30 protein-coding genes are annotated in these 25128 nt (G+C 39.9%); 26 read left to right on the forward strand and 4 right to left on the reverse strand.

All coding sequences use genetic code 11. The features are described from left to right. Nucleotides 1-6 precede the first annotated feature (6 nt). The 9 genes from deoC (at nucleotide 7) to deoD (ending at nucleotide 9021) form a co-directional block, all read left to right on the forward strand. Entirely contained in the window at nucleotides 7-669 is a 663-nt protein-coding gene (gene deoC, locus IGJ19_RS00350; protein ID WP_071867743.1) for a deoxyribose-phosphate aldolase, read from the forward strand. Between the two features lie 18 nt (nucleotides 670-687). Next, nucleotides 688-1086, forward strand: a complete 399-nt coding sequence (locus IGJ19_RS00355) for a cytidine deaminase (protein WP_430604286.1) — start codon at nucleotides 688-690, stop codon at nucleotides 1084-1086. A 63-nt stretch (nucleotides 1087-1149) separates the two neighbouring features. After that, a complete protein-coding gene (locus tag IGJ19_RS00360; RefSeq protein WP_071867741.1) occupies nucleotides 1150-2235 on the forward strand; it encodes a BMP family lipoprotein in 1086 nt (361 codons plus the stop codon). A gap of 248 nt (nucleotides 2236-2483) precedes the next feature. After that, on the forward strand, nucleotides 2484-4046 hold the full coding sequence (locus IGJ19_RS00365; RefSeq protein ID WP_071867740.1) for an ABC transporter ATP-binding protein: 1563 nt from the start codon (nucleotides 2484-2486) through the stop codon (nucleotides 4044-4046). Further along, nucleotides 4039-5172, forward strand: a complete 1134-nt coding sequence (locus IGJ19_RS00370; RefSeq protein ID WP_071867739.1) for an ABC transporter permease — start codon at nucleotides 4039-4041, stop codon at nucleotides 5170-5172. Before IGJ19_RS00365 ends, IGJ19_RS00370 begins: the two co-directional genes overlap by 8 nt. After that, nucleotides 5172-6128, forward strand: a complete 957-nt coding sequence (locus tag IGJ19_RS00375) for an ABC transporter permease (protein WP_010734484.1) — start codon at nucleotides 5172-5174, stop codon at nucleotides 6126-6128. Before IGJ19_RS00370 ends, IGJ19_RS00375 begins: the two co-directional genes overlap by 1 nt. 94 nt (nucleotides 6129-6222) lie before the next feature. Next, nucleotides 6223-7389 carry a phosphopentomutase gene (gene deoB, locus IGJ19_RS00380; protein ID WP_071867738.1) on the forward strand — a complete coding sequence of 389 codons (1167 nt, stop codon included), beginning with the start codon at nucleotides 6223-6225 and terminating at the stop codon, nucleotides 7387-7389. 85 nt (nucleotides 7390-7474) lie between these two features. Further along, the gene (locus IGJ19_RS00385) at nucleotides 7475-8290 is read left to right on the forward strand and encodes a purine-nucleoside phosphorylase (protein ID WP_010734482.1); all 816 of its coding nucleotides are present in this window, start codon (nucleotides 7475-7477) and stop codon (nucleotides 8288-8290) included. A gap of 23 nt (nucleotides 8291-8313) precedes the next feature. Further along, nucleotides 8314-9021, forward strand: coding sequence for a purine-nucleoside phosphorylase (deoD, locus tag IGJ19_RS00390; protein ID WP_430604287.1), 708 nt, complete (start codon nucleotides 8314-8316; stop codon nucleotides 9019-9021). 381 nt (nucleotides 9022-9402) lie between these two features. Here the strand turns inward: deoD and IGJ19_RS00395 are convergent, their stop codons facing one another. After that, entirely contained in the window at nucleotides 9403-10260 is an 858-nt protein-coding gene (locus IGJ19_RS00395) for a carbohydrate binding domain-containing protein (protein ID WP_430604288.1), read from the reverse strand. A 919-nt stretch (nucleotides 10261-11179) separates the two neighbouring features. Between IGJ19_RS00395 and IGJ19_RS00400 the strand changes: the two genes are divergently transcribed. Beyond that, nucleotides 11180-11530: a CPBP family intramembrane glutamic endopeptidase gene (locus IGJ19_RS00400; protein ID WP_430604554.1), complete on the forward strand. Its 351-nt coding sequence runs from the start codon at nucleotides 11180-11182 to the stop codon at nucleotides 11528-11530. Between the two features lie 467 nt (nucleotides 11531-11997). On the opposite strand, the gene IGJ19_RS00405 is transcribed toward IGJ19_RS00400, so the two are convergent. The 3 genes from IGJ19_RS00405 to rpiA all read right to left on the reverse strand — a co-directional run bounded on the left by IGJ19_RS00405 (nucleotide 11998) and on the right by rpiA (nucleotide 14340). Continuing rightward, the gene (locus IGJ19_RS00405; RefSeq protein ID WP_010734478.1) at nucleotides 11998-12684 is read right to left on the reverse strand and encodes a 2,3-diphosphoglycerate-dependent phosphoglycerate mutase; all 687 of its coding nucleotides are present in this window, start codon (nucleotides 12682-12684) and stop codon (nucleotides 11998-12000) included. 276 nt (nucleotides 12685-12960) lie between these two features. Then, nucleotides 12961-13545, reverse strand: coding sequence for a recombinase family protein (locus tag IGJ19_RS00410; protein ID WP_019723066.1), 585 nt, complete (start codon nucleotides 13543-13545; stop codon nucleotides 12961-12963). 111 nt (nucleotides 13546-13656) lie between these two features. Further along, the gene (rpiA, locus tag IGJ19_RS00415) at nucleotides 13657-14340 is read right to left on the reverse strand and encodes a ribose-5-phosphate isomerase RpiA (RefSeq protein ID WP_010734476.1); all 684 of its coding nucleotides are present in this window, start codon (nucleotides 14338-14340) and stop codon (nucleotides 13657-13659) included. 306 nt (nucleotides 14341-14646) lie between these two features. Between rpiA and rpsL the strand changes: the two genes are divergently transcribed. The 16 genes from rpsL to rplN all read left to right on the forward strand — a co-directional run bounded on the left by rpsL (nucleotide 14647) and on the right by rplN (nucleotide 25115). Then, the gene (gene rpsL / locus IGJ19_RS00420) at nucleotides 14647-15060 is read left to right on the forward strand and encodes a 30S ribosomal protein S12 (protein ID WP_010734475.1); all 414 of its coding nucleotides are present in this window, start codon (nucleotides 14647-14649) and stop codon (nucleotides 15058-15060) included. A gap of 91 nt (nucleotides 15061-15151) precedes the next feature. Continuing rightward, nucleotides 15152-15622 (forward strand): 30S ribosomal protein S7, encoded by a 471-nt coding sequence (gene rpsG / locus IGJ19_RS00425; protein ID WP_010734474.1) that lies wholly within the window; start codon nucleotides 15152-15154, stop codon nucleotides 15620-15622. A 78-nt stretch (nucleotides 15623-15700) separates the two neighbouring features. Continuing rightward, the gene (gene fusA, locus IGJ19_RS00430; protein WP_010734473.1) at nucleotides 15701-17785 is read left to right on the forward strand and encodes an elongation factor G; all 2085 of its coding nucleotides are present in this window, start codon (nucleotides 15701-15703) and stop codon (nucleotides 17783-17785) included. A 172-nt stretch (nucleotides 17786-17957) separates the two neighbouring features. After that, nucleotides 17958-19145: an elongation factor Tu gene (gene tuf / locus IGJ19_RS00435; protein ID WP_010734472.1), complete on the forward strand. Its 1188-nt coding sequence runs from the start codon at nucleotides 17958-17960 to the stop codon at nucleotides 19143-19145. Nucleotides 19146-19642: 497 nt separating this feature from the next. Further along, entirely contained in the window at nucleotides 19643-19951 is a 309-nt protein-coding gene (gene rpsJ / locus IGJ19_RS00440) for a 30S ribosomal protein S10 (protein WP_010734471.1), read from the forward strand. Nucleotides 19952-19982: 31 nt separating this feature from the next. Further along, nucleotides 19983-20612, forward strand: a complete 630-nt coding sequence (gene rplC / locus IGJ19_RS00445) for a 50S ribosomal protein L3 (protein WP_010734470.1) — start codon at nucleotides 19983-19985, stop codon at nucleotides 20610-20612. 27 nt (nucleotides 20613-20639) lie between these two features. Next, complete coding sequence (gene rplD, locus IGJ19_RS00450; protein ID WP_010734469.1) at nucleotides 20640-21263, forward strand: 50S ribosomal protein L4; 624 nt, start codon at nucleotides 20640-20642, stop codon at nucleotides 21261-21263. Further along, nucleotides 21263-21553 (forward strand): 50S ribosomal protein L23, encoded by a 291-nt coding sequence (gene rplW, locus IGJ19_RS00455; RefSeq protein WP_002290449.1) that lies wholly within the window; start codon nucleotides 21263-21265, stop codon nucleotides 21551-21553. Before rplD ends, rplW begins: the two co-directional genes overlap by 1 nt. A gap of 38 nt (nucleotides 21554-21591) precedes the next feature. Continuing rightward, nucleotides 21592-22422, forward strand: coding sequence for a 50S ribosomal protein L2 (gene rplB, locus IGJ19_RS00460; RefSeq protein WP_010734468.1), 831 nt, complete (start codon nucleotides 21592-21594; stop codon nucleotides 22420-22422). Between the two features lie 42 nt (nucleotides 22423-22464). After that, entirely contained in the window at nucleotides 22465-22743 is a 279-nt protein-coding gene (gene rpsS, locus IGJ19_RS00465; protein WP_010734467.1) for a 30S ribosomal protein S19, read from the forward strand. 22 nt (nucleotides 22744-22765) lie between these two features. Further along, a complete protein-coding gene (gene rplV / locus IGJ19_RS00470; protein ID WP_010734466.1) occupies nucleotides 22766-23113 on the forward strand; it encodes a 50S ribosomal protein L22 in 348 nt (115 codons plus the stop codon). Nucleotides 23114-23126: 13 nt separating this feature from the next. Further along, entirely contained in the window at nucleotides 23127-23783 is a 657-nt protein-coding gene (rpsC, locus tag IGJ19_RS00475) for a 30S ribosomal protein S3 (RefSeq protein WP_010734465.1), read from the forward strand. Nucleotides 23784-23785: 2 nt separating this feature from the next. Beyond that, the gene (rplP, locus tag IGJ19_RS00480) at nucleotides 23786-24220 is read left to right on the forward strand and encodes a 50S ribosomal protein L16 (RefSeq protein WP_010734464.1); all 435 of its coding nucleotides are present in this window, start codon (nucleotides 23786-23788) and stop codon (nucleotides 24218-24220) included. Continuing rightward, nucleotides 24210-24398, forward strand: coding sequence for a 50S ribosomal protein L29 (rpmC, locus tag IGJ19_RS00485; RefSeq protein ID WP_002288664.1), 189 nt, complete (start codon nucleotides 24210-24212; stop codon nucleotides 24396-24398). The genes rplP and rpmC overlap by 11 nt, the downstream gene beginning before the upstream one ends. Before the next feature lie 24 nt (nucleotides 24399-24422). After that, entirely contained in the window at nucleotides 24423-24689 is a 267-nt protein-coding gene (rpsQ, locus tag IGJ19_RS00490; protein ID WP_010734463.1) for a 30S ribosomal protein S17, read from the forward strand. Between the two features lie 57 nt (nucleotides 24690-24746). Further along, entirely contained in the window at nucleotides 24747-25115 is a 369-nt protein-coding gene (gene rplN, locus IGJ19_RS00495; protein WP_010734462.1) for a 50S ribosomal protein L14, read from the forward strand. Nucleotides 25116-25128 lie beyond the last annotated feature (13 nt).

Genomic DNA, 25128 nt, shown 5'->3' on the forward strand with positions numbered 1-25128 from the left:
AGAGACATGGAATTAAATCGAATGATCGACCACACAATTCTAAAAGCAGATGCAACAAAAGCAGATGTGATGCGCATTATTGAGGAAGCAAAAAAACATCATTTCTATTCAGTATGTATCAATCCAACATGGGTTGCCTTGGCGAAAGAGGAATTACAAGGTGAGCCAGTCGCTGTTTGTACCGTTATTGGTTTCCCATTAGGAGCAAATACAGCCGCAACAAAGGCATTTGAAACAACGAATGCGATCGAAAATGGCGCAGATGAAGTGGATATGGTCATCAATATCGGTGCCTTGAAATCTGAACAAGACGATGTCGTGAAAAAAGATATCGAAGCCGTAGTCGAAGCTGCAAAAGATCGTGCGTTAGTTAAAGTAATTATTGAAACAGCCTTGTTAGAACAGGCGGAAATCATCAAAGCTTGCGAATTAGCGAAAGCTGCAGGAGCTGATTTTGTGAAAACATCTACTGGGTTCTCAACAGGTGGCGCGAAAGTGGAAGATATCCGCTTGATGCGTGAAACGGTTGGTCCAGAAATGGGCGTCAAAGCTTCAGGAGGTATCCACAATGAAGCAGAAGCCATTGCGATGATCGAAGCCGGTGCAACACGAATCGGTACAAGTGCTGGTGTGTCAATCATGTCCGGTTCAACTGGCGAAGGCTATTAATATTCTAAGGAGAAAAAGATGTCAGAAATCAAACAAGAATGGATCGATATCGCTATCGACGCTTTGGATAAAGCGTATGTGCCTTATTCCAAATTTCCAGTAGGTGCTTGTTTAGTGACAGCATCTGGGAAAACCTATCAAGGATTGAATATCGAAAATGCGTCATTTGGCTTAACGAATTGCGCAGAACGTACTGCGTTTTTTAAAGCAGTATCTGAAAAAGAAATGGACTTTACACATCTAGTCGTTGCAGGTCATACACCTGAGCCGATTTCTCCATGTGGTGCTTGTCGTCAAGTAATGGCAGAATTTTGTGACCCAGAGATGCCAGTCACGTTGGTTGGCGACAATGGTGTGACGAAAACGATGACGGTAAGAGAGTTATTACCTTACGCATTTTCAGAAAAAGATTTATAAATTATGTTCAATTCAGTCAGCTGACTGTTGAAAAAACAACTACTTTTAGGGGGCTTTACAGAAATGAAAAAAGCAAAATTATTTGGTTTAGGTGCTATCGCACTATCAGCAGGCTTACTTTTAAGCGCATGCGGTAACGGCGGTTCAGATTCTACTGATTCAACCGGTGGAAACAGTGCATCAGGAACAGCAACTGCAGCATTGATTACAGATACAGGTGGCGTCGACGACCGTTCATTCAACCAGTCAGCTTGGGAAGGGTTAGAAGATTGGGGTAAAGAGCAAGGCTTGTCACGTGGAAACGATGGCTTCCAATATTTCCAATCTGCCAATGAATCAGACTATATCCCAAATATCGATCAAGCGTTAAACGCTGGCTTCAAAACAATTTTTGGGATTGGGTTTAAATTGAAACCTGCAATCGAAGAACAAGCAACAAGTAACCCTGAAACAAACTTTGCAATCATTGATGATGTGATCGAAGGAAAAGACAACGTCGTTTCAGCAACATTCAAAGATAACGAAGCTTCTTATCTTGCTGGAGTTGCAGCAGCTTACACAACTGAAACAAATGTGGTTGGATTTATCGGTGGTGTTAAAGGTGAAGTAATCGACCGTTTTGAAGCTGGTTTTAATGCCGGAGTTAAAGCAGGTGCTGAAGCGTTGAACAAAGAAATCGAAGTATTGAACCAATATGCAGGTGATTTCTCAGCTCCAGATAAAGGACGTTCAATCGCACAAGGTATGTACGCACAAAATGCTGACATCATTTTCCATGCTTCAGGTGGTACAGGTAACGGTGTCTTCCAAGAAGCAAAATCATTAAATGAATCAGGCGACAAAACAGTTTGGGTAATCGGTGTTGACCGTGACCAATCTGACGAAGGAAACTACACATTGAATGGTGAAGACAAAAACTTCACATTGACATCAACACTTAAAGGTGTAGGAACAGTTGTAAAAGATTTAGCTCAACAATCAGCAGACGGTAACTTCCCTGGTGGCGAACACACTGTTTATGGTTTGAAAGAAGATGGTGTCGGTATCACTGAAGGCCAACTTTCTGATGAAGCGAAAAAAGCAGTAGATGAAGCAAAAGAAAAAATCATTTCAGGTGATATCGAAGTTCCTGAAACTCCTGAAAGCTAATAAATACCATTTCTATAGCCTTGTTGGACAATTGTTTAACAGGGCTATCGTTTAGTTATCTACTTAATGTTGTTTTTTTATGCAAGTTGCTAGGTACCCCGATTTGGATAAGGGAACAACTTGTAACAAGTAGCTTAGCTCCTTGGATTTTGGTTACTCGATGAGCGACGTTTTGTGAACGATCGTCATCGTCCCTTTTATTTTTTAAACAATGTCGTCTGGATATAAATTGTTAGGATGTGAAAAATGTGGATCAAGAAAATATTGTCATCGAAATGCGAAATATCACGAAACAATTCGGTACTTTCAAAGCAAATGACAACATCAACCTTCAAGTGAAAGCAGGAGAAATCCATGCCTTGCTTGGTGAAAATGGTGCAGGTAAATCAACGTTAATGAATGTTTTATCCGGTCTTTTAGAGCCAACATCAGGTGAGATTTTGATGCACGGCAAAGAAGTAAACATCACGAGCCCGACGAAAGCCAATCAATTAGGGATCGGAATGGTGCATCAACACTTTATGTTAGTCGATGCATTCACAGTAACAGAAAATATCGTACTGGGTAGTGAGCCAAGTACAGGCGGTATCTTGAACCGCAAGAAAGCCCGTGAAGAAATCAAACGATTATCTGAACAATACGGCTTAGCAGTGAATCCGGATGCGTACGTTCGTGATATTTCTGTCGGTATGGAACAACGTGTGGAGATTTTAAAAACACTCTATCGTGGGGCAGATGTCTTGATCTTTGATGAGCCAACAGCCGTACTGACGCCGCAAGAAATCGATGAATTGATCGTGATCATGAAAGAGTTAGTCAAAGAAGGAAAGTCGATCATTTTGATCACACATAAATTAGATGAGATCAAAGCAGTTGCCGATCGTTGTACGGTCATTCGTCGTGGTCAAGGGATTGGAACGGTCAATGTGAAAGATGTTTCTTCGCAACAGTTAGCCGATATGATGGTCGGAAGAACCGTCTCATTCAAAACAATGAAAAAAGAAGCACGTCCACAAGAAGTAGTGCTTTCTGTTGAAAATCTTGTAGTTAAAGAAAACCGCGGATTAGAAGCAGTGAAAGATTTGAGTCTGGAAGTCCGAGCAGGTGAAGTCTTGGGTATTGCTGGAATCGATGGAAATGGACAATCGGAGTTGATTCAAGCGTTAACTGGTTTACGTAGAGTAGAAAGTGGAACGATTCGTTTGAAAGACGAAGAGATCACGAATAAAAAACCACGTAAAATCACTGAATCTGGGCTAGGACATGTGCCAGAAGATCGACATAAATATGGCTTGGTTCTTGATATGACTTTATCTGAAAATATTGCCATGCAAACCTACTATCAAAAACCGTATAGTAAAAATGGTCTGTTGAACTATGGTGTGATGAATGAACATGCGAGAGATTTAATCGATGAGTATGATGTGCGGACAACGAACGAATTAGTTCCAGCGAAAGCTTTATCTGGTGGGAACCAACAAAAAGCCATCATTGCACGTGAGATCGATCGTGACCCTGATCTACTGATCGTTGCGAATCCAACACGTGGATTAGATGTTGGTGCGATCGAGTTTATCCATAAACGTTTGATTGAGCAACGTGATAAGTTCAAAGCAGTTTTATTGGTTAGTTTTGAATTAGAAGAAATTTTAAATGTGTCCGATCGTATTGCGGTAATCCATCAAGGAAAAATCGTGGGGATCGTTGATCCAAAAGAAACATCTGAAAACGAGCTAGGTCTATTGATGGCGGGTTATACTTTAGAAGAAGCACGTAGAGAGTTAGAAAAGGTTGGTGACACACATGAATGATCGTAGCGAAAGGTTCCGTAATCTGCTAGTGCCTATATTTTCGGTTATTTTAGGGTTGATTCTAGGTGCTATTTTGATGGTTGCCTTTGGTTACCATCCAATCCAAGGATATTCTTCCATGTTGAATGCTTCGTTAGGTTCACAACGAAGTATTGGTGAAACATTAAGACAAGCAACACCTTTGATTTTTACAGCCTTAGGTTTTTCTGTTGCAAATTCAGCCGGATTCTTTAATATCGGGCTTTCTGGACAAGCACTTTGTGGTTGGATCATAAGCATTTGGACCGCATTAGCTTTTCCAGATCTACCAAAAATCATTCTCTTGCCAATGTGCGTGATTTTAGGTGCACTTGCTGGGGCAATGGCCGCAGCTATTCCAGGATTGTTACGTGCGTTCTTTGGAACAAGTGAAGTTATCGTAACAATCATGATGAATTATATTTTGCTCTATTTAAGTACGTATACACTTCATGAAATAATGCCTGAATCTTATCGTTCAAGTTTAGACTCTTCAAATATGATCAGTGAGAATGCTTCCTTACGTATTCCTTGGCTAACGCAGATGTTTGGAGGCTCTCGTGTGAATGGCGGACTCTTCTTGGCACTGATTGCGTTAGTGGTTGTATGGATCGTTATGAAGAAAACAACCTTAGGCTTTGAGATCCGTTCTGTTGGATTGAATCCATACGCCTCTGAATATGCGGGAATGAGTAGTAAACGAACAATTGTCTTATCCATGGTTATTTCTGGTGGATTAGCTGGACTAGGTGGTGTGGTCGAAGGACTAGGAACATACCAAAACTTCTTCGTTCAAACAACTTCATTATCCATCGGGTTTGACGGTATGGCCGTGTCATTATTAGGTTCTGGTTCTGCCATTGGGATTTTGTTATCTGCGCTATTATTCAGTGTCCTAAAAATCGGTGGATTAGGGATGCAGACCGGTGCTGGGGTACCGTTTGAAATCGTCAATGTATCGATTGCCTTGATCATCTTCTTCGTGGGGATCAACTTCTTGATTCGTTTCCTTATGGCGAAATTCTTCCAAGGGAAAAAACAAGAGGAAATCGTCGCAACGATTGAAACGAAACCAAATCATCAAAATCAAGAAGGAGGAGAGCTGTAATGTCAACAGTAGAACTGATTTCCTTGATCCTTACATCAACACTTGTTTATTCAACACCGTTGATTTTAACCTCCTTAGGCGGAACGTTTTCTGAACGAAGCGGGATCGTCAACGTTGGGTTAGAAGGCATCATGGTGATGGGGGCGTTTAGTGCGGTCGTCTTCAACTTGACGATGAGTGACACATTAGGCTCAATGACTCCTTGGATTGCTATTTTAGTCGGTGGCGTGGTTGGTGTTCTCTTTTCCTTGATCCATGCAGTCGCAACGATCAGCTTGCGCGCAGACCATATCATCAGCGGAACGGTCATCAATTTGATGGCACCTGCTTTAGGTGTATTTTTGATCAAAGCATGGTATGGTAAAGGACAAACAGACAATATCTCACAAAACTTAGGTTACTTTTCATTTCCTGGATTATCTGAGATTCCAGTGATTGGTCAAATTTTCTTTAGAAATACATTTTTACCAGCGTATTGTGCGATTTTAATTGCTGTTATCGCATGGTTCGTCATCTTCAAAACTAAATTTGGTTTACGTTTACGTTCTGTTGGGGAAAATCCTCAAGCTGCAGATACACTAGGGATCAATGTATATGCGATGCGCTATTCAGGTGTCTTGATTTCTGGTCTTCTTGGAGGAATGGGTGGAGCTGTTTTTGCTCAATCGATCTCTGGGAACTTTTCAGCAGGAACGATTGTCGGTCAAGGGTTCATCTCAATGGCTGCAATGATTTTTGGTAAGTGGAATCCACTAGGTGCGATGGGTGCATCCTTATTCTTTGGTTTTGCACAAAGTTTGAGTATCATCGGCGCGCAATTACCAGTGATTTCTTCAATTCCACCAGTTTTACTACAGATTGCGCCTTATCTATTAACGATTATCGTTTTAGTGGCGTTCTTAGGTAAAGCATCTGGACCAAAAGCCAACGGTAAGAATTATATAAAATCCAAATAATCGTTTAGTGATTAAAAAGGGCGGGTTACGGGAAGTTTTTTTCGGCTCGCCCTTTTTACTTTATAAAGAAAATAAATAGAAAGAAGGAATACTCATGTTTAAACGCGTACATTTGATCGTCATGGATTCAGTCGGAATCGGAGAAGCACCTGATGCTGAAAAATTCGGAGATAAAGGTTCGGATACATTAGGTCATATTGCTAAAGAAGCTGGGTTGACGATACCGAATTTGGAGCAACTTGGATTAGGAACGATTCGTCCTTTAGAAGGGGTCGAAGCAGTGCAAGATCATCAAGGGTATGCGACAAAATTGGAAGAAGTTTCTGTCGGCAAAGATACAATGACAGGACATTGGGAAATCATGGGCTTGAATATCAAAACACCATTTCGTGTTTTTCCAAACGGCTTCCCTGATGAATTATTGAAGAAAATCGAAGACTTCTCTGGACGTAAAATTGTTTGTAACGAACCTTATAGCGGAACAGCAGTCATTGACGACTTTGGTGAACATCAAATGAAAACCGGCGACTTGATCGTTTATACGTCAGCTGATCCAGTGTTACAAATTGCTGCACATGAGGAAATTATTCCTTTAGAAGAACTTTATCGGATTTGCGAATATGTTCGTGAAATTACAAAAGATGATCCTTATATGATCGGTCGGATCATTGCCCGTCCATATCTTGGTGAGCCAGGTAACTTTACGCGAACAAGCAACCGTCACGATTACGCATTAGATCCATTTGGACATACGGTTTTAGACTCATTGAAAGAAGCCGGCAAAGATGTTATTGCAGTCGGTAAGATCAATGATATTTTCAATGGTCAAGGCATCACCGATTCTGTTCGTACGAAAAGCAATATGGACGGTGTGGATCAATTATTGAATGTGATGAAACAAGACTTCACTGGGTTGAGTTTTACAAACTTAGTCGATTTTGATGCGTTATACGGTCATCGTCGCGATGTGGTTGGTTATGCGCGCGCCATTGAAGATTTTGATTTGCGTATTCCAGAATTATTAGATGCAATGGCTGATGATGATCTATTATTGATCACCGCTGACCATGGGAATGATCCAACTTTCACTGGTACCGACCATACTCGCGAATATGTGCCACTACTTGCTTATAGTAAACAAATGAGTGGGCAAGGTAGTTTACCACAAGGTTATTATGCGGATATCTCTGCAACGATTGCCGAAAACTTTGACGTAGCAGCAACTGAAAATGGCGAAAGCTTTTTAAAACTATTGAAATAACGACGTGCATCATCCATCAATGAATCATCATTGGCTTTATTATGTAAGATAGAATAATCAAAATTTTATATATAGGAGAAAAACAATGAAATTAAATGAGATGTTACAAGAGACGACTGCGTTTATCAAAAGCAAAGGTGTCGGAACGATCGATTTTGGCATGATCTTAGGTTCAGGTTTAGGTGAATTAGCAGAGGAGATTGAAGAAGCAATCGTGATTCCTTATGATAAGATTCCGTTCTTTCCAACTTCGACAGTCGTTGGACATGCAGGTCAACTTGTTTACGGAACGCTTTCAGGCAAAAAAGTATTGGCGATGCAAGGACGTTTCCATTTTTATGAAGGTCATTCGATGCAAACAGTCACTTATCCTGTGCGAGTGATGGCTGCGCTAGGCGCGCATTCAGTTGTTGTGACCAATGCGTGTGGGGGCGTGAATGAATCATTTGCACCAGGTGATTTGATGCTGATCACGGATCATATCAACTTTACAGGTCAAAATCCATTGATTGGACCTAATGATGAAGAAATGGGTCCTCGCTTCCCTGATATGAGTGAAGCTTACACAAAAGCGTATCGTGAAATGGCAAAAGCAGCAGCGACATCATTAGACGTAGAATTAAAAGAAGGCGTGTATATGGGCTATTCTGGTCCAACTTATGAAACACCCGCTGAGATTCGTATGTCTCGCGTGATGGGAGCAGATGCAGTGGGCATGTCGACTGTACCAGAAGTCATTGTTGCAGCTCATAGCGGGTTGAAGGTCTTAGGAATTTCTTGTATCACCAACTTGGCTGCTGGTATGCAAGCAAACTTGAATCACGAAGAAGTCGTTGAAACAACTGAGAGAGTCAAACAAACATTTAAATCATTGATCAAAGAAACACTTTCTTTACTATAAAAAATTGATTGAGAGGTCTGGAAATGAGTGTTCATATTGAAGCAAAACCAGGAGAGATCGCAGACAAGATTTTACTTCCTGGCGATCCACTAAGAGCGAAGTATATTGCAGAAACTTTTTTAGAGAATCCCGTTTGCTATAACCAAGTACGCGGTATGCTTGGTTATACTGGAACGTATAAAGGCGAAAGAGTCTCTGTTCAAGGAACAGGAATGGGGATGCCTTCAGCGATGATCTATGCGCATGAGTTGGTCAATTCCTATGACGTAAAAAAATTGATTCGTGTTGGCACGTGCGGTGCCTTGTCAAAAGACGTACACGTTCGCGACTTGGTGTTAGCACAAGGAGCTGCGACTAGTTCTTCCATGATTGAGAAGGATTTCAACGCCTTCCACTTTCCACCAATCTGTGATTTTGACTTGTTGTTAAAAGCATACGAAGTAGCGAAAGAAAAGGGTTTTACTACACACGTCGGCAATGTACTATCAGAAGATTCTTTCTACAAAGACGATTTGACAGAAACATTCAAGTTAGCAGAACTTGGTGTGATGGGCGTGGAAATGGAAGCTGCTGCGTTGTATTATCTAGGTGCAAAATACCACGTGCAAACACTAGCGATCATGACGGTCAGTGACCATCTGATCACGGGTGAAGAAACAACTGCCAGCGAACGTCAGACAACATTCAATGACATGATTGAAGTAGGATTGGAAACGGCGATTCAAGAATAAAGTAATAATTAAACAGCAAGAAAGTGTGACTGCCTAAACTTCTATTAATAGAAAATTGGCAGTCACATTTTTTTGCAGAAACTGTCTCACATAACCTGAAATCAATGACAACCGTTGCTTCAGTTACTTCGAGAGTCCTTCTAAAGTCAACCATTTGAATGTCTAAAATGTGAATCGACATTCCTTCAATTGCAGACGAATGGCACAATCTTAACCAAATAAAATAGAACAGAAAGAAGCGAGTTACGCTCTTTCTGTTCCGAACTAGGCCACCAACAGGATGTGACAAATGAGTCATATCCTGTTGGTGGCTTCGTCTAGATGAATACCTTAATCATTTATTTGCTCACGTAATATGGTATGATTTATGATCATTTATGATTAAAACAAATCTGCTTCAATAGTATATGATTCTAACAATACTCGTCCTGGTAAATGTTGTCCTGGGTGTCCAGGTGCTCTAAAAACTTCGATAACTTGACCTGCAGTACCTGCAATGGCTTGTAGGATTTGGATATTGCCATCAATGAATCTTCTATAGGAATAGTAATGCATCCCGTTGTGTGTTTCAAAAAGGTATCTTCCATCAACAGTCACGACTAGTCTTTCTCGGCTATTGAAACGATCCTGATCTAAAGTTAAGTAGGCAAATGCTCGATTACCTTCTCTCCCTACAGATAACAAGTTTGTTGCTGTTACGCCTGTTTCCACTTGGATATTGTCATATTTCGCCCAACCAGTCCATGTAGAGGCAAAGCGCACAAGGTATGTATTTTCAGCGTCTGGAGTCGTAAAGGTAAGTTTGCCACGTTCCCAGTCCTCATTATTATGTTCAACGCGCTCTAATACATCAAAACCGACACCATGAGTCATGATCCCTAATTCAACACGTCCTGGTGCTGATTCGCTTGCTGCAACATCATAACTGAATGTATACGTTGTATTTGGTTTTAGAGTGACATACTGATGAACGTTTTCACCATTTGTTGCTAAAGCAAAGTTATTTCCATTAACGGTTTGAAGTGTGGGATTATTTGAATCTGGGTCACTAACGATCCAACGATCAAACCCGTCATTAAAGTCACCATTATGGATATACAATTGTTGCTCAATGGCCTGTTTGCTTGTACTAACGATGTCAGTTGTTGATAGACTTGTTGCGAATGTCGAAACTGGCCCTCCTAGACTTAAAACTACCATTCCTGCTGCCATCATTTTCTTTAAATTGTTTGTAATCATCTTGTATCTCCTCACTATATATATTTTTTTATTTTGTATTTTCTATGTAAGATTCAAATGCGATCATCTCTTTGTATCTTACAAATTAATCATAACCGAGAAAATAGCGACTGTGTAAACGCTTTTTTCTCGATAACGTTGATTATTAGAAAAAAATGATAAAATAAAAAGAGTTATAAGGTTGATTTTTATCTAAATTTCATTTATTAGTAACATAAGAAAAGATGGAGAGTTGTGGTGATAGCTCATACAAATGAAAATTTTCTCTTGGAAACAGGATAAAAGAATGAAATTCAAATAAGTTTCTACAAAAAATGTTCGCTCCACAACTGAATGATTGTCTGACATCTTGCTATGCAAAAAAAGGAAGAGGTATAATGAAAAGTAATAGGTCATGCTTTGAGATAATTGAGAAAGTGATGATGAAAATAATAAAGAGTACTTTTACATGGCAAATTGATAAATTGGAAGGGAGATACCAAAAGATATTGTTTATTTAATAAACATAAGCATTGTATGTTGGGAATGCGATAAGAAAGAGAATTACAGTGTTTTAACTATCTAAGCGAATACTGCTTGCTTTTTCAGGAGTCGGTGAGAAGGGGGACAAGATGATTCATAGTTCTATTAATTGGTGGTCAAGGTGAAGATAGATCATATGCGGCTAACTCTAATAAAAAGTATCATCCTAACTGTCTGGATAACCATTTTTTGTATAACAAACTTTGGAATAATAAGAAGTAAGACCATTCTCATACTATTAGAAAATAACCAATTGGGTCTAAATCTGATAATGATTTTATTTATTTACTTACTTTGCATGCCCGAATTAAATCGAGCATTACAAGGTATGAATCTGTCAATGATGAAACAAGTAGGATTCACTTTGCTACTTTTGTTAGTGACGAATTTTATATATATGGTACTTGTATTTGGCAGTTTTGAAGTAGTCTCACAAAATTACGATAGTGTTGTTCTATTTTCTGTCATAGTGATTGCCCCAATAAGAGAAGAATTAGTGTACCGTTACCTATTTTTGAGTATAACTGATTCTAATTGGTTAAAATTAGTGTATGGGCTGGTTTCAACAGGATTCTTTTTCTATGGGCATAGCTTTACATATGGTGGAAATCTATACGCAATGACTCAAGTTCTATTTTTGACTTTAGCTACAACCTATCTATACGTGAAAACCAACAATATATTACCTGCTATTATGTTACATAGCTTATATAATCTATTTCTCCTCTCGCTATCTATTGCCCAATAAAAAGCCCAACCTAGAAAGAATAGCTAGGCTGGACTGTTAGTAAAATGTCTTACATAACGAATAAGGTATACAGAACTAATTGGAGTCTACTATATTTTGTCTCCTTGCCTCGCTTTATCTTGTAATAGTAATAGCTGTATGGTGCGAAGAGATAAACTACCACTATTAAAATCGTTCCTAAGATCATAGCTTTTGAAAAAGGAGTTGCTCAGAATTTGTCCATTGTTCATGCGCAATTGGTATGACAGGGAATAAACTAAACGTTCTTTTTTCTCTCCATGCTACGCCTTCCCTCTTAATTTATTCAAACAGTACTTACTATTATGATCATTAGTTCTTATGTAAATTGATGTCATTCGCATTTGATAGCTAAGACTGCCGTCTATCTAATATCTAAAAAAACAGCCCTTTCATCTCTTACAATAGTAGGAGGTGAGGGGGCTGTCATACTTACAATAAAGGATCTATTATAAGTAGTATTTTTTGATGACAGTCAAGTCGTCGTTTAATTCATAAACAAGTGGTTGACCTGTTGGGATTTCAAGATCCATGATGTCTTCATCAGAGATTCCTTCGATATGTTTTGCTAATGCACGTAAAGAGTTACCATGTGCAGCAACTAAGACAGTTTTGTTGTCTAACAAAGCTGGTGCAATTTCGTCTTGCCAGAATGGCAATGCGCGTTCTAAAGTAACTTTCAAGTTTTCTCCACCAGGTACGTCGCGTTTGTCTAACATTGCATAACGACGATCGTTTGCTGCTGAACCTTCATCAGTTGCTTCCATTAATGGAGGAAGAGTGTCGTATGAACGACGCCAGATGTGAACTTGTTCGTCACCATATTTTTCTGCTGTTTCTTTTTTATTTAATCCTTGTAATTTACCATAATGACGTTCGTTCAAGCGCCATGATTTGATTTGTGGTACCCAAAGTTGATCTGAGTATTCTAAAATCAAGTTACAAGTTTTGATGGCACGAGTTAATACAGAAGTATAAGCAACATCAAATTCGATTCCAGCTTCTTTGATTTTACGTCCGCCTTCTTTTGCTTCTTCGATTCCTTCTGGTGCTAGGTTTACATCTGCCCAACCAGTAAATTGGTTCAATGCATTCCATTCGCTAAGACCGTGACGAGAAAAAACTAATTTTGGCATGTTTAACTCTCCTTTAAAATAAGTGTTATTTCTGAAAATTTCAGTTCTGCCTTATTGTACAATGTTTTTCATAAGATTTCCATTGTAAAATGAAAGCTGTTTGTTTAAAAGACCACTGACGAACTAAAAAAAAGGCTGTAAACAAGCGTTATTACAGAGCTTTCACTCAAAAAACTTGTTTGACAACCTTTTTATCTATTAAGTAAAATAATTTCTGTTTGTTTAGTGTGGGTTCTTTCGATCAATTATTGAAATCAACGGGTTTGTACTTGCTAATTAATTGAATAATTGCTGAAGCTCTTTTTCAGGTAGGTTGATATATTTGTAGCAAGTGCCGACTGAAACGCCACATTTTGAAGAAATAAATTGGATCGTTTCTTTCTTTTCATAGTAGAGACGACGAATTTTTTTGATTGTTTTGGCATCGATTTTTGGTCGTCCGCCGATTTTTCCTTTTTTGCGTGCTTCATCTAATCCAATCAGCGTGCGTTCTTTGATCAATGCACACTCCATCTCAGCTAATCCTTCCATTAATTGGAAGTAGACCGTCCCCATAGGTTCGCGAGTATCGATTTTTTCTGTGATGCTGACTAGATGTAACCCACGGTCTTTAAATAATTTCGTGAATTCTGTTAGTTGTCTTGTCGATTTTCCTAGATGATGAAGCTGGCAAATCACTAATGTATCGCCTTGCTCCATTTTCTCGATGACTTTTTCTAAACAAATGGCGTCAGATAAACTGTCTTTTTGACCATACGTTTCGTGAAAAATTTCGTGACAACCAAAATCAGAGAGTTTTTGCATTTGAGCCGTCAAATCGACATCATTGATAGTTGTACGTGCATAACCGATAATCTTCATGGTGATTCCTTTCTAGCAAAGTTTTCTAAGTGTTTGAGACAAGTAAAAATGTAGCATAAAGTAACTGAAAAAGATAGTTTTTTTAGGCATTTTCAACGAATCTCTTTCGCATTATTTTTGAAAGGGAGTATCGAGTACAGACACGCCATTTTCAGAGGCAACGACAACCTTTGAAACCATATTTAAAAACAAGCCGTGTTCGACGACACCGACTAATTGATCCAAATAAGTCGCTAATTTTTCGGGATCTTCAATTCGTTCTAAATGAAGGTCAATAATATAATGTCCACTATCTGTTACGACGGTCTCCCCAGTTTCTGTTTGACGTAATACAGGCTGATAGTTTTTTTCTTTAAAAAGACGCATCAGTTGTTGAGAACCATAAGGGATGACTTCGACAGGGAGTGGAAAGCGCCCAAGTTGATCCACCATTTTTGATCCATCGACGATCCAGATCGTTTGTTTTGAATAAGATGCGACAATCTTTTCAAATAAAAGAGCAGCACCGCCGCCTTTGATTCCCTGAAAATCGGCACTGATTTCATCGGCACCATCGATCGTCAAATCGACGACTGGGACTTCATCAATACTTTTCAAAGGGATACCTAAGCTTTCTGCTTGTGCTTTTGTACCGCTAGAAGTAGTGACACCAGTGATTTTCAATCCTTCTTCACGCATGCGTCGGCCAATTTCTTCTACCATATAATAGGCAGTAGAACCAGTTCCAAGTCCAACGATCATGCCATCTTCAACAAATTCTGCAGCTTTAATGCCTACTAATTGCTTTAAGTTCATTTCTATCCCTCCAGCATTTTTATAGCTCTTTAACTGCTATTTTAGCTTGATTTGATCGAAAAAGATAGGGAGCATAACACAAATTTTATAGGATAGAAAAAAATGTATATGTTTGGTTGACATTCTTTTTTATCCGTGATATTCTAACCAAGGTGCTTTATCTACAGGTCTCTGTTAAGAGACGTGCTGACTGTTTATCAAAGCATATTTGATAAAGATGCATAACTGCATTTATTTTTTATCGCAAAAAAAGAACCACCTGGATGTGTGGAACTAGATGTGAATCGTGGGAAGGAGGAACTAGGAATGCCTACAATTAACCAATTAGTACGTAAACCTCGTAAATCAAAGGTGGAAAAATCTAATTCACCTGCTTTGAACAAAGGATATAACAGCTTTAAGAAAACTCAAACAAACGTGAACTCTCCTCAAAAACGTGGGGTAGCTACACGTGTGGGAACAATGACACCTAAAAAACCGAACTCAGCTTTACGTAAATATGCTCGTGTTCGTTTGTCAAACTTAATTGAAGTTACTGCTTATATCCCAGGGATTGGTCACAATTTACAAGAGCATAGCGTGGTACTATTACGCGGTGGACGTGTAAAAGACTTACCAGGGGTACGTTATCATATCGTTCGTGGTGCACTAGATACTGCTGGTGTGAACGACCGTAAACAAAGCCGTTCTAAATACGGTACGAAAAGACCTAAAGCTTAATTTTAATTATTTACTACAAATGAAAATCGAACCTACTATATAATAGTCGTTCGATCAACTATGAAGAATATTTCGGAAGGAGGAGTTACGGATGCCACGTAAAGGTCCTGTTGCAAAACGTGATGTTTTACCAGATCCTATTTATAACTCAAAATTAGTAACTCGCTTGATCAACCGTGTAATGGTTGACGGAAAACGCGGTGTTGCTGCTAATATTATCTATAATGCCTTTGATTTGATCAAAGAATCTACAGGTAACGATCCATTAGAAGTGTTTGAACAAGCAATGAACAATGTTATGCCTGTTCTTGAAGTTAAAGCACGTCGTGTTGGGGGTTCAAACTATCAAGTACCAGTTGAAGTTCGCCCTGAACGTCGTACGACTTTAGCGCTACGTTGGGTAGTTAACTACGCTCGCTTGCGCGGTGAACACACAATGGAAGAACGCTTAGCGAAAGAAATCATGGACGCTGCAAACAACACTGGAGCTTCTGTTAAAAAACGCGAAGACACACACAAAATGGCAGACGCGAACCGCGCATTTGCTCATTATCGTTGGTAAGATCCTCTCTGTCTGTCGGCTAATCCCACAGCAGAAAGTCAATTTACAATCGATTTAAACAAAGAGAGGAGTAAGAAAATGGCAAGAGAATTTTCGCTAGAAAAAACTCGTAATATTGGTATCATGGCTCACGTTGATGCAGGTAAAACTACAACAACAGAGCGTATCTTGTACTATACTGGTAAAATCCATAAAATCGGTGAAACTCACGAAGGAGCTTCACAGATGGACTGGATGGAACAAGAACAAGAACGTGGTATCACGATTACATCTGCTGCCACTACTGCGCAGTGGAAAGGTTACCGCGTAAATATCATCGATACACCAGGACACGTAGACTTCACAATCGAAGTTCAACGTTCTCTACGTGTATTGGATGGTGCTGTAACTGTACTTGATGCACAATCAGGTGTTGAACCTCAAACTGAAACTGTTTGGCGTCAAGCAACTGAGTACCGAGTACCTCGTATCGTATTCTGTAACAAAATGGATAAAATCGGTGCAGACTTCTTATACTCAGTAAAATCATTGCACGATCGCTTACAAGCGAACGCGCATCCAATCCAATTGCCAATCGGTTCTGAAGATAACTTCACAGGTATCATTGACTTGGTAACGATGAAAGCAGAGATCTACACAAACGATCTAGGCACAGACATCCAAGAAACTGAAATCCCTGAAGAATATGCAGAACAAGCACAAGAATGGCGTGAAAAATTAGTCGAAGCTGTTGCTGAAACAGACGAAGAACTAATGATGAAATATCTTGAAGGTGAAGAAATCACTCAAGAAGAATTGATTGCCGGTATCCGCCGTGCAACAATCAACGTTGAGTTCTTCCCTGTGTTAGCTGGTTCAGCATTCAAGAATAAAGGGGTCCAATTGATGTTGGATGCTGTTCTTGATTACTTGCCATCACCACTTGATATTGAAGCAATCAAAGGTATTGACTCAAAAACAGACGAAGAAACAACTCGTCCTGCAGATGACGAAGCTCCTTTTGCTTCATTAGCATTTAAAGTAATGACTGACCCATTCGTAGGTCGTCTAACTTTCTTCCGTGTCTACTCTGGTGTCCTTGAAAGTGGTTCATACGTATTGAACGCATCAAAAGGCAAAAAAGAGCGTATCGGTCGTATCCTACAAATGCACGCAAACACACGTCAAGAAATCGACAAAGTGTATTCAGGTGATATCGCCGCTGCTGTTGGATTGAAAGATACAACAACAGGGGACACATTGTGTGCATTAGATGCACCAGTTATCCTTGAATCAATCGAATTCCCAGAACCAGTTATCCAAGTCGCAGTTGAGCCTAAATCAAAAGCTGACCAAGATAAAATGGGTGTTGCGTTGCAAAAACTTGCAGAAGAAGATCCTTCATTCCGTGTTGAAACAAACGTTGAAACAGGTGAAACAGTTATCTCAGGTATGGGTGAGTTGCACTTGGACGTATTAGTAGACCGTATGAAACGCGAATTTAAAGTTGAAGCAAACGTTGGTGCGCCTCAAGTTTCTTACCGCGAAACATTCCGTGAAGCAACAAAAGCGGAAGGTAAATTTGTACGTCAGTCTGGTGGTAAAGGTCAATACGGTCACGTATGGGTTGAATTTACACCAAACGAAGAAGGAAAAGGCTTCGAATTCGAAAACGCAATCGTTGGTGGTGTGGTTCCACGTGAATACATCCCAGCAGTTGAAAAAGGATTAGAAGAATCAATGAATAACGGTGTTCTTGCTGGATACCCATTAGTGGATATCAAAGCAAAACTTTACGATGGTTCATACCATGACGTCGATTCAAATGAAACAGCGTTCCGTGTTGCTGCATCAATGGCTCTAAGAGCTGCTGCAAAACACGCACGTCCTGTGATCCTTGAACCAATGATGAAAGTTACGATTACTGTACCAGAAGATTACTTAGGTGATATCATGGGACACGTAACAAGCCGACGCGGACGTGTCGAAGGAATGGAAGCACACGGTAATTCACAAATCGTTAATGCAATCGTTCCATTGGCAGAAATGTTCGGATACGCGACTACATTGCGTTCAGCAACTCAAGGTCGTGGTACATTCATGATGGTATTTGACCACTACGAAGACGTACCGAAATCTGTTCAAGAAGAAATCATTAAGAAAAACGGCGGAAAAGCTGAATAATTTCTTAAAGCAAGGTAGTCTCGTGAAGAGATTTATCTAGAGACTGTATTTTTTATGCAGTTTCGTGTAAAATAACTTTTGATGATACGGGCATGTGATCGGCAATTTTGTCTATCACATACCTATCAGACAAATAAAAATTAAACTGTAATTTTAGGGAGGATATTTTAAAATGGCAAAAGAAAAATTTGACCGTTCGAAACCACACGTTAACATTGGTACTATCGGACACGTTGACCATGGTAAAACAACTTTAACAGCTGCAATCACAACTGTACTATCTAAGAAAAACGGCGGCCAAGCAATGGCTTACGATCAAATCGATGGTGCTCCTGAAGAACGCGAACGCGGAATCACTATCTCAACAGCTCACGTTGAGTACGAAACTGACGCACGTCACTATGCTCACGTTGACTGCCCAGGACACGCGGACTACGTTAAAAACATGATCACTGGTGCTGCTCAAATGGACGGAGCAATCTTAGTTGTTTCTGCTGCTGACGGCCCTATGCCTCAAACTCGTGAACACATCCTATTATCTCGTCAAGTTGGTGTACCATACATCGTTGTATTCTTGAACAAAGTAGATATGGTTGATGACGAAGAATTACTTGAATTAGTTGAAATGGAAGTTCGTGACCTATTAACAGAATACGAATTCCCTGGTGACGATGTTCCTGTAATCGCTGGTTCAGCTTTAAGAGCTTTAGAAGGCGACGCTTCATACGAAGAAAAAATTCTTGAATTGATGGCTGCAGTTGACGAATACATCCCAACTCCAGAACGTGATAACGACAAACCATTCATGATGCCAGTTGAGGACGTATTCTCAATCACTGGTCGTGGTACTGTTGCTACAGGACGTGTTGAACGTGGACAAGTTCGTGTTGGTGACGTTATCGATATCGTTGGTATCGCAGAAGAAACAGCTCAAACAACTGTAACTGGTGTTGAAATGTTCCGTAAATTATTAGACTACGCTGAAGCAGGCGATAACATTGGTGCGTTATTACGTGGTGTTTCACGTGAAGACATCCAACGTGGTCAAGTTTTAGCTAAACCAGGTACAATCACACCTCATACAAAATTCTCTGCAGAAGTATACGTGTTGACTAAAGAAGAAGGTGGACGTCATACTCCATTCTTCACTAACTACCGTCCACAATTCTACTTCCGTACGACTGACGTAACTGGTGTTGTTGAATTACCAGAAGGAACTGAAATGGTTATGCCTGGCGACAACGTAACAATGGAAGTTGAATTAATCCACCCAATCGCTATCGAAAACGGTACTAAATTCTCAATCCGTGAAGGCGGACGTACAGTTGGTGCCGGTGTCGTTACAGAAATCAAAGCTTAATTCATTTTAAGCCTAACAAAGTAACATTTATTCGGACGTTGAAGTTCGAGGTAAGGATCTTGATCCTTTGCCTCGAACTTTTTTTATTTCAGCAGACAATTGATTAGAGGAGAGGCTATGAAAGAGAGGAATATCCAAAAATATTCTTAATATGTAGTGAATTGCCTTTTTCCTCTAAATAGGCGAATGGAAATTGAAAGGAAAAACAACAAATCCTTCTATAAAAAAGAGAAGGATTTCTCTTTTTTTAATTGAATGAAAACTTATGAAAATAAATTGTTTTTTACAGCAAAAAAACCTTGCGTTGTGAATTTAGATATATTATAATGACAAAGGTGCGTTTACCTTAGGTGAATGGCACAGACGAAATCAAAATGATTTTGTCGGCTAAGAAACGAGAGGTTGCGACACGCCCGGACGCTTTGCCACGAACGAGCGTGACGGAAATTTTCGTGGAGCTATGTCTACTTTTCAAAATAGGCGAAGGAGGGAACAAGATGGCAAAACAAAAAATTCGTATCCGTTTAAAAGCGTATGAACACCGTATTTTAGATCAATCAGCGGATAAAATCGTGGAAACTGCAAAAAGAACTGGAGCTGGCGTTTCTGGTCCAATTCCATTACCAACTGAACGCAGTCTTTACACAGTTATTCGTGCGACTCACAAATACAAAGATTCACGCGAACAATTCGAAATGCGTACACACAAACGTCTTATCGACATTGTGAACCCAACACCAAAAACAGTTGATGCTTTAATGAAGCTTGACTTACCATCAGGTGTTAACATCGAAATCAAACTATAAAAACTAAACTAATAATAATGGAGGTGTACTCATGACCAAAGGAATCTTAGGGAAAAAAGTGGGAATGACACAAATCTTCACTGAATCTGGCGAATTAATTCCAGTTACTGTTGTAGAAGCTACGCCAAACGTAGTACTACAAGTAAAAACAATGGAAACTGATGGCTACGAAGCTATTCAAGTTGGTTACCAAGACAAACGTGAAGTTTTATCAAACAAACCTGCGAAAGGTCATGTTGCAAAAGCAAACACGGCTCCTAAGCGCTTCATTCGTGAATTCAAAAATGTTGAGCTAGGAGAATATGAAGTAGGAAAAGAAATTACAGTTGATGTTTTCCAAGCAGGAGACATTATTGATGTAACAGGTACTACGAAAGGTAAAGGATTCCAAGGGGTTATCAAACGTCACGGCCAAAGCCGCGGACCAATGGCTCACGGTTCTCGCTACCATCGTCGTCCTGGGTCAATGGGTCCAGTTGCACCTAACCGTGTATTCAAAAACAAACGTCTTGCTGGCCGTATGGGTGGCAACCGCGTAACTATCCAAAACTTGGAAGTTGTACGTGTAGATGCTGAAAGAAACGTAATCTTGATCAAAGGTAACGTTCCTGGAGCGAAAAAATCATTAATCACTATCAAATCAGCTGTGAAAGCTAAATAATAGTAGGAAGAAAGGAGGAACTAAGGAATGCCGAATGTAGCATTATTCAAACAAGATGGAAGCCAAAACGGTGAAATCACTCTTAACGAAGAAATCTTCGGAATTGAACCAAATGAAAGTGTTGTTTACGACGCAATCGTTATGCAACGCGCATCATTAAGACAAGGAACACATGCGGTTAAAAACCGTAGCGCTGTTCGAGGCGGTGGCCGTAAACCATGGCGTCAAAAAGGAACTGGTCGTGCTCGTCAAGGATCAATCCGTTCACCGCAATGGCGTGGAGGTGGCGTAGTCTTCGGACCAACACCACGTTCTTACAGCTACAAACTTCCTAAAAAAGTTCGTCGTTTAGCAATGAAATCTGTATTATCAGAAAAAGTTGCAGAAAACAACTTGGTAGCAATCGAAGGATTAAGCTTTGATGCACCAAAAACAAAAGAATTCAAAGAAGTTCTTGCTAAATTATCTATTGACTCTAAAGTATTGGTTGTACTAGAACCTGGTAACGACTTTGCAGCTTTATCTGCACGTAACTTATCAAACGTTTCTGTAGTAACTTCTGACAACGTTAGTGTTCTAGATGTTGTATCAAATACAAAAGTTTTAGCAACACAAACTGCTCTTACTCAAATTGAGGAGGTGCTTGCATAATGAACTTACTAGACGTAATCAAACGCCCAGTGATCACTGAGAAATCAATGCTTGCCATGGATGACAAGAAATATACTTTCGAAGTAGACACACGCGCAAACAAAACTTTAGTAAAACAAGCGGTTGAAGCTGCTTTTGACGTGAAAGTCAAAAACGTGAACATCGTGAACGTACGTGCGAAATTCAAACGTATGGGCAAATATGCAGGATATACAAAAAAACGTCGCAAAGCGATCGTTACATTGACTGAAGATTCAAAAGAAATCCAATTATTCGAAGCTGCTGAATAAGCAACACTCGATAACTGATTAAATTAGGAGGGGAAAACGTGGCGATTAAAAAGTACAAACCTACCACAAATGGCCGTCGTAACATGACAGGTTCTGATTTTGCTGAAATCACAACATCAACACCTGAAAAAACATTGTTACAGCCATTGAAAAACCATGCTGGACGTAATAACAACGGCCGCATCACTGTACGTCATCAAGGTGGCGGACACAAACGCCAATACCGCGTGATCGATTTCAAACGTAATAAAGACAACGTTGTTGCTACTGTTCAAACGATCGAATATGATCCAAACCGTTCAGCTAACATCGCGTTAGTACATTATGAAGATGGAGTGAAAGCTTACATCTTAGCACCAAAAGGACTACAAGTTGGAATGAAACTTGTTTCAGGTCCTGAAGCAGATATCAAAGTCGGAAATGCTCTTCCTTTAGAAAACATTCCAGTTGGTACTGTGATCCACAATATTGAAATGAAACCTGGTAAAGGTGGACAATTGATCCGTTCTGCTGGTACAAGTGCTCAAGTACTTGGTAAAGAAGGCAAATACGTATTGATCCGCTTAAACTCTGGTGAAGTTCGCATGATCTTAGCTGCATGCCGTGCAACAATCGGTTCTGTAGGTAACGAACAACACGAACTTATCAATATTGGTAAAGCTGGCCGCTCTCGTTGGATGCGTAAACGCCCAACTGTACGTGGTAGCGTAATGAACCCTAACGATCACCCACACGGTGGTGGTGAAGGTAAAGCTCCAATCGGACGTAAAGCTCCAGTTTCTCCTTGGGGTCAACCAGCTCTTGGTTACAAAACTCGTAACAAGAAAGCTAAATCAGACAAACTTATCGTTCGTCGTAAAAATAAATAATTACTTTGACCATGTGTCGCACATTTTGAGAGGAGGTTCACCATGGGTCGTAGTTTAAAGAAAGGGCCTTTCGTTGATGAGCATTTAATGAGTAAAGTTGAAGCTCAAGCAGGGGCCGAAAAGAAAAAAGTAATCAAAACTTGGTCTCGTCGTTCGACAATTTTCCCAAGTTTTGTTGGATATACCATCGCAGTATACGATGGACGTAAACACGTACCAGTTTACATCCAAGAAGATATGGTAGGACACAAATTAGGTGAATTCGCACCAACTAGAACTTATCGTGGGCATGTCGCTGACGACAAGAAAACGAGACGCTAATTCGAGGGGAGGATAAAAGCAAATGGCAGAACAAATCACATCAGCTAAAGCAACTGCAAAAACAGTTCGCACTTCACCTCGTAAAGCGCGTCTAGTAATTGACCTTATCAGAGGTAAAAGTGTTGCGGATGCAATTTCAATTTTGAAATTCACACCAAACAAATCTGCTGGGATCATCGAGAAAGTATTGATGTCAGCAATTGCAAATGCAGAAAACAACTTTGACTTAGATGTTGAGAACTTGGTAGTATCTGAAGCATTTGTTAACGAAGGACCAACAATGAAACGTTTCCGTCCACGTGCAAAAGGTTCAGCTTCACCAATCAACAAACGTACAAGTCATATCACGGTAGTCGTATCAGAAAAATAAGGAGGGATAATCTGTGGGTCAAAAAGTACATCCAATTGGAATGCGTGTAGGCATCATCCGCGACTGGGATGCAAAATGGTTTGCTGAAAAAGAGTATGCAGAGTTCTTACACGAAGATTTAAGAATCCGTAAATTTATTTCAACTAGACTTGCTGATGCTGCTGTATCAACAATTGAAATCGAACGCGCAACTGGCCGCGTAAACATTTCAATCCACACAGCTAAACCAGGTATGGTTATTGGTAAAGGCGGATCTGAAGTCGAAAACCTAAGAAAAGAATTAAACAAATTAACTGGTAAAAGAATCCATATCAACATCGTGGAAATCAAAAAACCAGATTTAGATGCTAAATTAGTAGGTGAAGGAATTGCACGTCAATTAGAAAACCGTGTTGCATTCCGTCGCGCTCAAAAACAAGCGATCCAACGTTCAATGCGTTCTGGCGCTAAAGGGATCAAAACTCAAGTATCTGGACGTCTAAACGGTGCGGATATCGCTCGTTCAGAAGGATACTCAGAAGGAACAGTTCCTCTTCACACTTTGCGTGCGGATATTGATTACGCATGGGAAGAAGCAGATACAACATACGGAAAACTAGGAGTTAAAGTGTGGATCTATCGTGGAGAAATTCTTCCAACTAAAAAAAACACTGAGAAAGGAGGGAAATAAACATGTTAGTACCTAAACGTGTAAAACACCGTCGTGAATTCCGCGGAAAAATGCGTGGTGAAGCAAAAGGCGGAAAAGAAGTAGCATTCGGTGAATACGGCTTACAAGCTGTTGAATCACACTGGATCACAAACCGTCAGATCGAAGCTTCTCGTATTGCTATGACTCGTTACATGAAACGTGGCGGGAAAGTATGGATCAAAATTTTCCCTCATAAATCATATACATCTAAAGCGATCGGCGTTCGTATGGGTAAAGGTAAAGGGGCTCCTGAAGGATGGGTTGCACCAGTAAAACGTGGTAAAATCATGTTTGAAATTGCAGGCGTTTCTGAAGAAGTAGCTCGTGAAGCATTACGTTTAGCTTCTCACAAATTACCAATGAAAACTAAGATCGTAAAACGTGAGGAAATGGGTGGTGAATCGAATGAAGGTTAAAGAAATCAGAGAATTAACCACTGCCGAAATGCTTGATCAAGAAAAACAATTAAAAGAAGAATTGTTTAATCTTAGATTCCAATTAGCAACAGGTCAATTAGAAAACACTGCACGTATTAAAGAAGTACGTAAATCGATTGCACGCATCAAAACAGTTTTGCGTGAACAAGCTAAGTAATTATGGAAGGAGGCCATTAAGCGTATGACTGAAGAAAGAAATCAACGCAAAGTTTATCAAGGTCGCGTGGTATCAGACAAAATGGATAAAACAATTACCGTTGCTGTCGAAACAAAGAAAAACCACCCTATCTACGGTAAACGTATGAACTATTCTAAGAAGTACAAAGTACATGATGAAAACAACACAGCAAAAGTTGGCGACATCGTGAGAATTATGGAAACTCGTCCATTATCAGCTACAAAACGTTTCCGTTTGTTGGAAATAGTCGAAGAAGCAGTTATTATCTAATAACACGAGATTTTCCTATATAGATTGAATGCAAAATCTGAAAGGAGGATACACAACGTGATCCAAGCAGAAAGTCGTTTAAGAATCGCTGATAATTCAGGCGCACGTGAAATTTTGACGATCAAAGTCCTTGGCGGATCTGGTCGCAAAACTGCGAATATCGGTGATGTGATCGTTGCTACGGTTAAACAAGCAACGCCAGGTGGGGTTGTCAAAAAAGGTGACGTCGTTAAAGCCGTTATCGTTCGTACAAAATCAGGAGCTCGTCGTGCAGACGGTTCATATATCAAGTTTGATGAAAATGCTGCAGTGATTATTCGTGATGATAAAAGCCCTCGTGGAACACGTATCTTTGGGCCAGTTGCACGTGAACTACGTGAAAACAACTTCATGAAGATCGTTTCTCTAGCACCAGAAGTTTTATAATCTTGAGACACTT

The organism is Enterococcus sp. DIV1368b (genome assembly GCF_050529595.1).
In the GTDB taxonomy this organism is placed as follows: domain Bacteria; phylum Bacillota; class Bacilli; order Lactobacillales; family Enterococcaceae; genus Enterococcus_B; species Enterococcus_B mundtii.

Bases quoted from the DNA above. Each gene is read 5' to 3' on its own strand.
- deoC (WP_071867743.1), top strand. From the start codon at position 7: ATGGAATTAAATCGAATGATCGACCACACAATTCTAAAAGCAGATGCA.
- IGJ19_RS00355 (WP_430604286.1), top strand. From the start codon at position 688: ATGTCAGAAATCAAACAAGAATGGATCGATATCGCTATCGACGCTTTG.
- IGJ19_RS00360 (WP_071867741.1), top strand. From the start codon at position 1,150: ATGAAAAAAGCAAAATTATTTGGTTTAGGTGCTATCGCACTATCAGCA.
- IGJ19_RS00370 (WP_071867739.1), top strand. From the start codon at position 4,039: ATGAATGATCGTAGCGAAAGGTTCCGTAATCTGCTAGTGCCTATATTT.
- IGJ19_RS00375 (WP_010734484.1), top strand. From the start codon at position 5,172: ATGTCAACAGTAGAACTGATTTCCTTGATCCTTACATCAACACTTGTT.
- deoB (WP_071867738.1), top strand. From the start codon at position 6,223: ATGTTTAAACGCGTACATTTGATCGTCATGGATTCAGTCGGAATCGGA.
- IGJ19_RS00385 (WP_010734482.1), top strand. From the start codon at position 7,475: ATGAAATTAAATGAGATGTTACAAGAGACGACTGCGTTTATCAAAAGC.
- deoD (WP_430604287.1), top strand. From the start codon at position 8,314: ATGAGTGTTCATATTGAAGCAAAACCAGGAGAGATCGCAGACAAGATT.
- IGJ19_RS00395 (WP_430604288.1), bottom strand. From the start codon at position 10,260: ATGATTACAAACAATTTAAAGAAAATGATGGCAGCAGGAATGGTAGTT.
- IGJ19_RS00400 (WP_430604554.1), top strand. From the start codon at position 11,180: ATGGTACTTGTATTTGGCAGTTTTGAAGTAGTCTCACAAAATTACGAT.
- IGJ19_RS00405 (WP_010734478.1), bottom strand. From the start codon at position 12,684: ATGCCAAAATTAGTTTTTTCTCGTCACGGTCTTAGCGAATGGAATGCA.
- IGJ19_RS00410 (WP_019723066.1), bottom strand. From the start codon at position 13,545: ATGAAGATTATCGGTTATGCACGTACAACTATCAATGATGTCGATTTG.
- rpiA (WP_010734476.1), bottom strand. From the start codon at position 14,340: ATGAACTTAAAGCAATTAGTAGGCATTAAAGCTGCAGAATTTGTTGAA.
- rpsL (WP_010734475.1), top strand. From the start codon at position 14,647: ATGCCTACAATTAACCAATTAGTACGTAAACCTCGTAAATCAAAGGTG.
- rpsG (WP_010734474.1), top strand. From the start codon at position 15,152: ATGCCACGTAAAGGTCCTGTTGCAAAACGTGATGTTTTACCAGATCCT.
- fusA (WP_010734473.1), top strand. From the start codon at position 15,701: ATGGCAAGAGAATTTTCGCTAGAAAAAACTCGTAATATTGGTATCATG.
- tuf (WP_010734472.1), top strand. From the start codon at position 17,958: ATGGCAAAAGAAAAATTTGACCGTTCGAAACCACACGTTAACATTGGT.
- rpsJ (WP_010734471.1), top strand. From the start codon at position 19,643: ATGGCAAAACAAAAAATTCGTATCCGTTTAAAAGCGTATGAACACCGT.
- rplC (WP_010734470.1), top strand. From the start codon at position 19,983: ATGACCAAAGGAATCTTAGGGAAAAAAGTGGGAATGACACAAATCTTC.
- rplD (WP_010734469.1), top strand. From the start codon at position 20,640: ATGCCGAATGTAGCATTATTCAAACAAGATGGAAGCCAAAACGGTGAA.
- rplW (WP_002290449.1), top strand. From the start codon at position 21,263: ATGAACTTACTAGACGTAATCAAACGCCCAGTGATCACTGAGAAATCA.
- rpsS (WP_010734467.1), top strand. From the start codon at position 22,465: ATGGGTCGTAGTTTAAAGAAAGGGCCTTTCGTTGATGAGCATTTAATG.
- rplV (WP_010734466.1), top strand. From the start codon at position 22,766: ATGGCAGAACAAATCACATCAGCTAAAGCAACTGCAAAAACAGTTCGC.
- rplP (WP_010734464.1), top strand. From the start codon at position 23,786: ATGTTAGTACCTAAACGTGTAAAACACCGTCGTGAATTCCGCGGAAAA.
- rpmC (WP_002288664.1), top strand. From the start codon at position 24,210: ATGAAGGTTAAAGAAATCAGAGAATTAACCACTGCCGAAATGCTTGAT.
- rpsQ (WP_010734463.1), top strand. From the start codon at position 24,423: ATGACTGAAGAAAGAAATCAACGCAAAGTTTATCAAGGTCGCGTGGTA.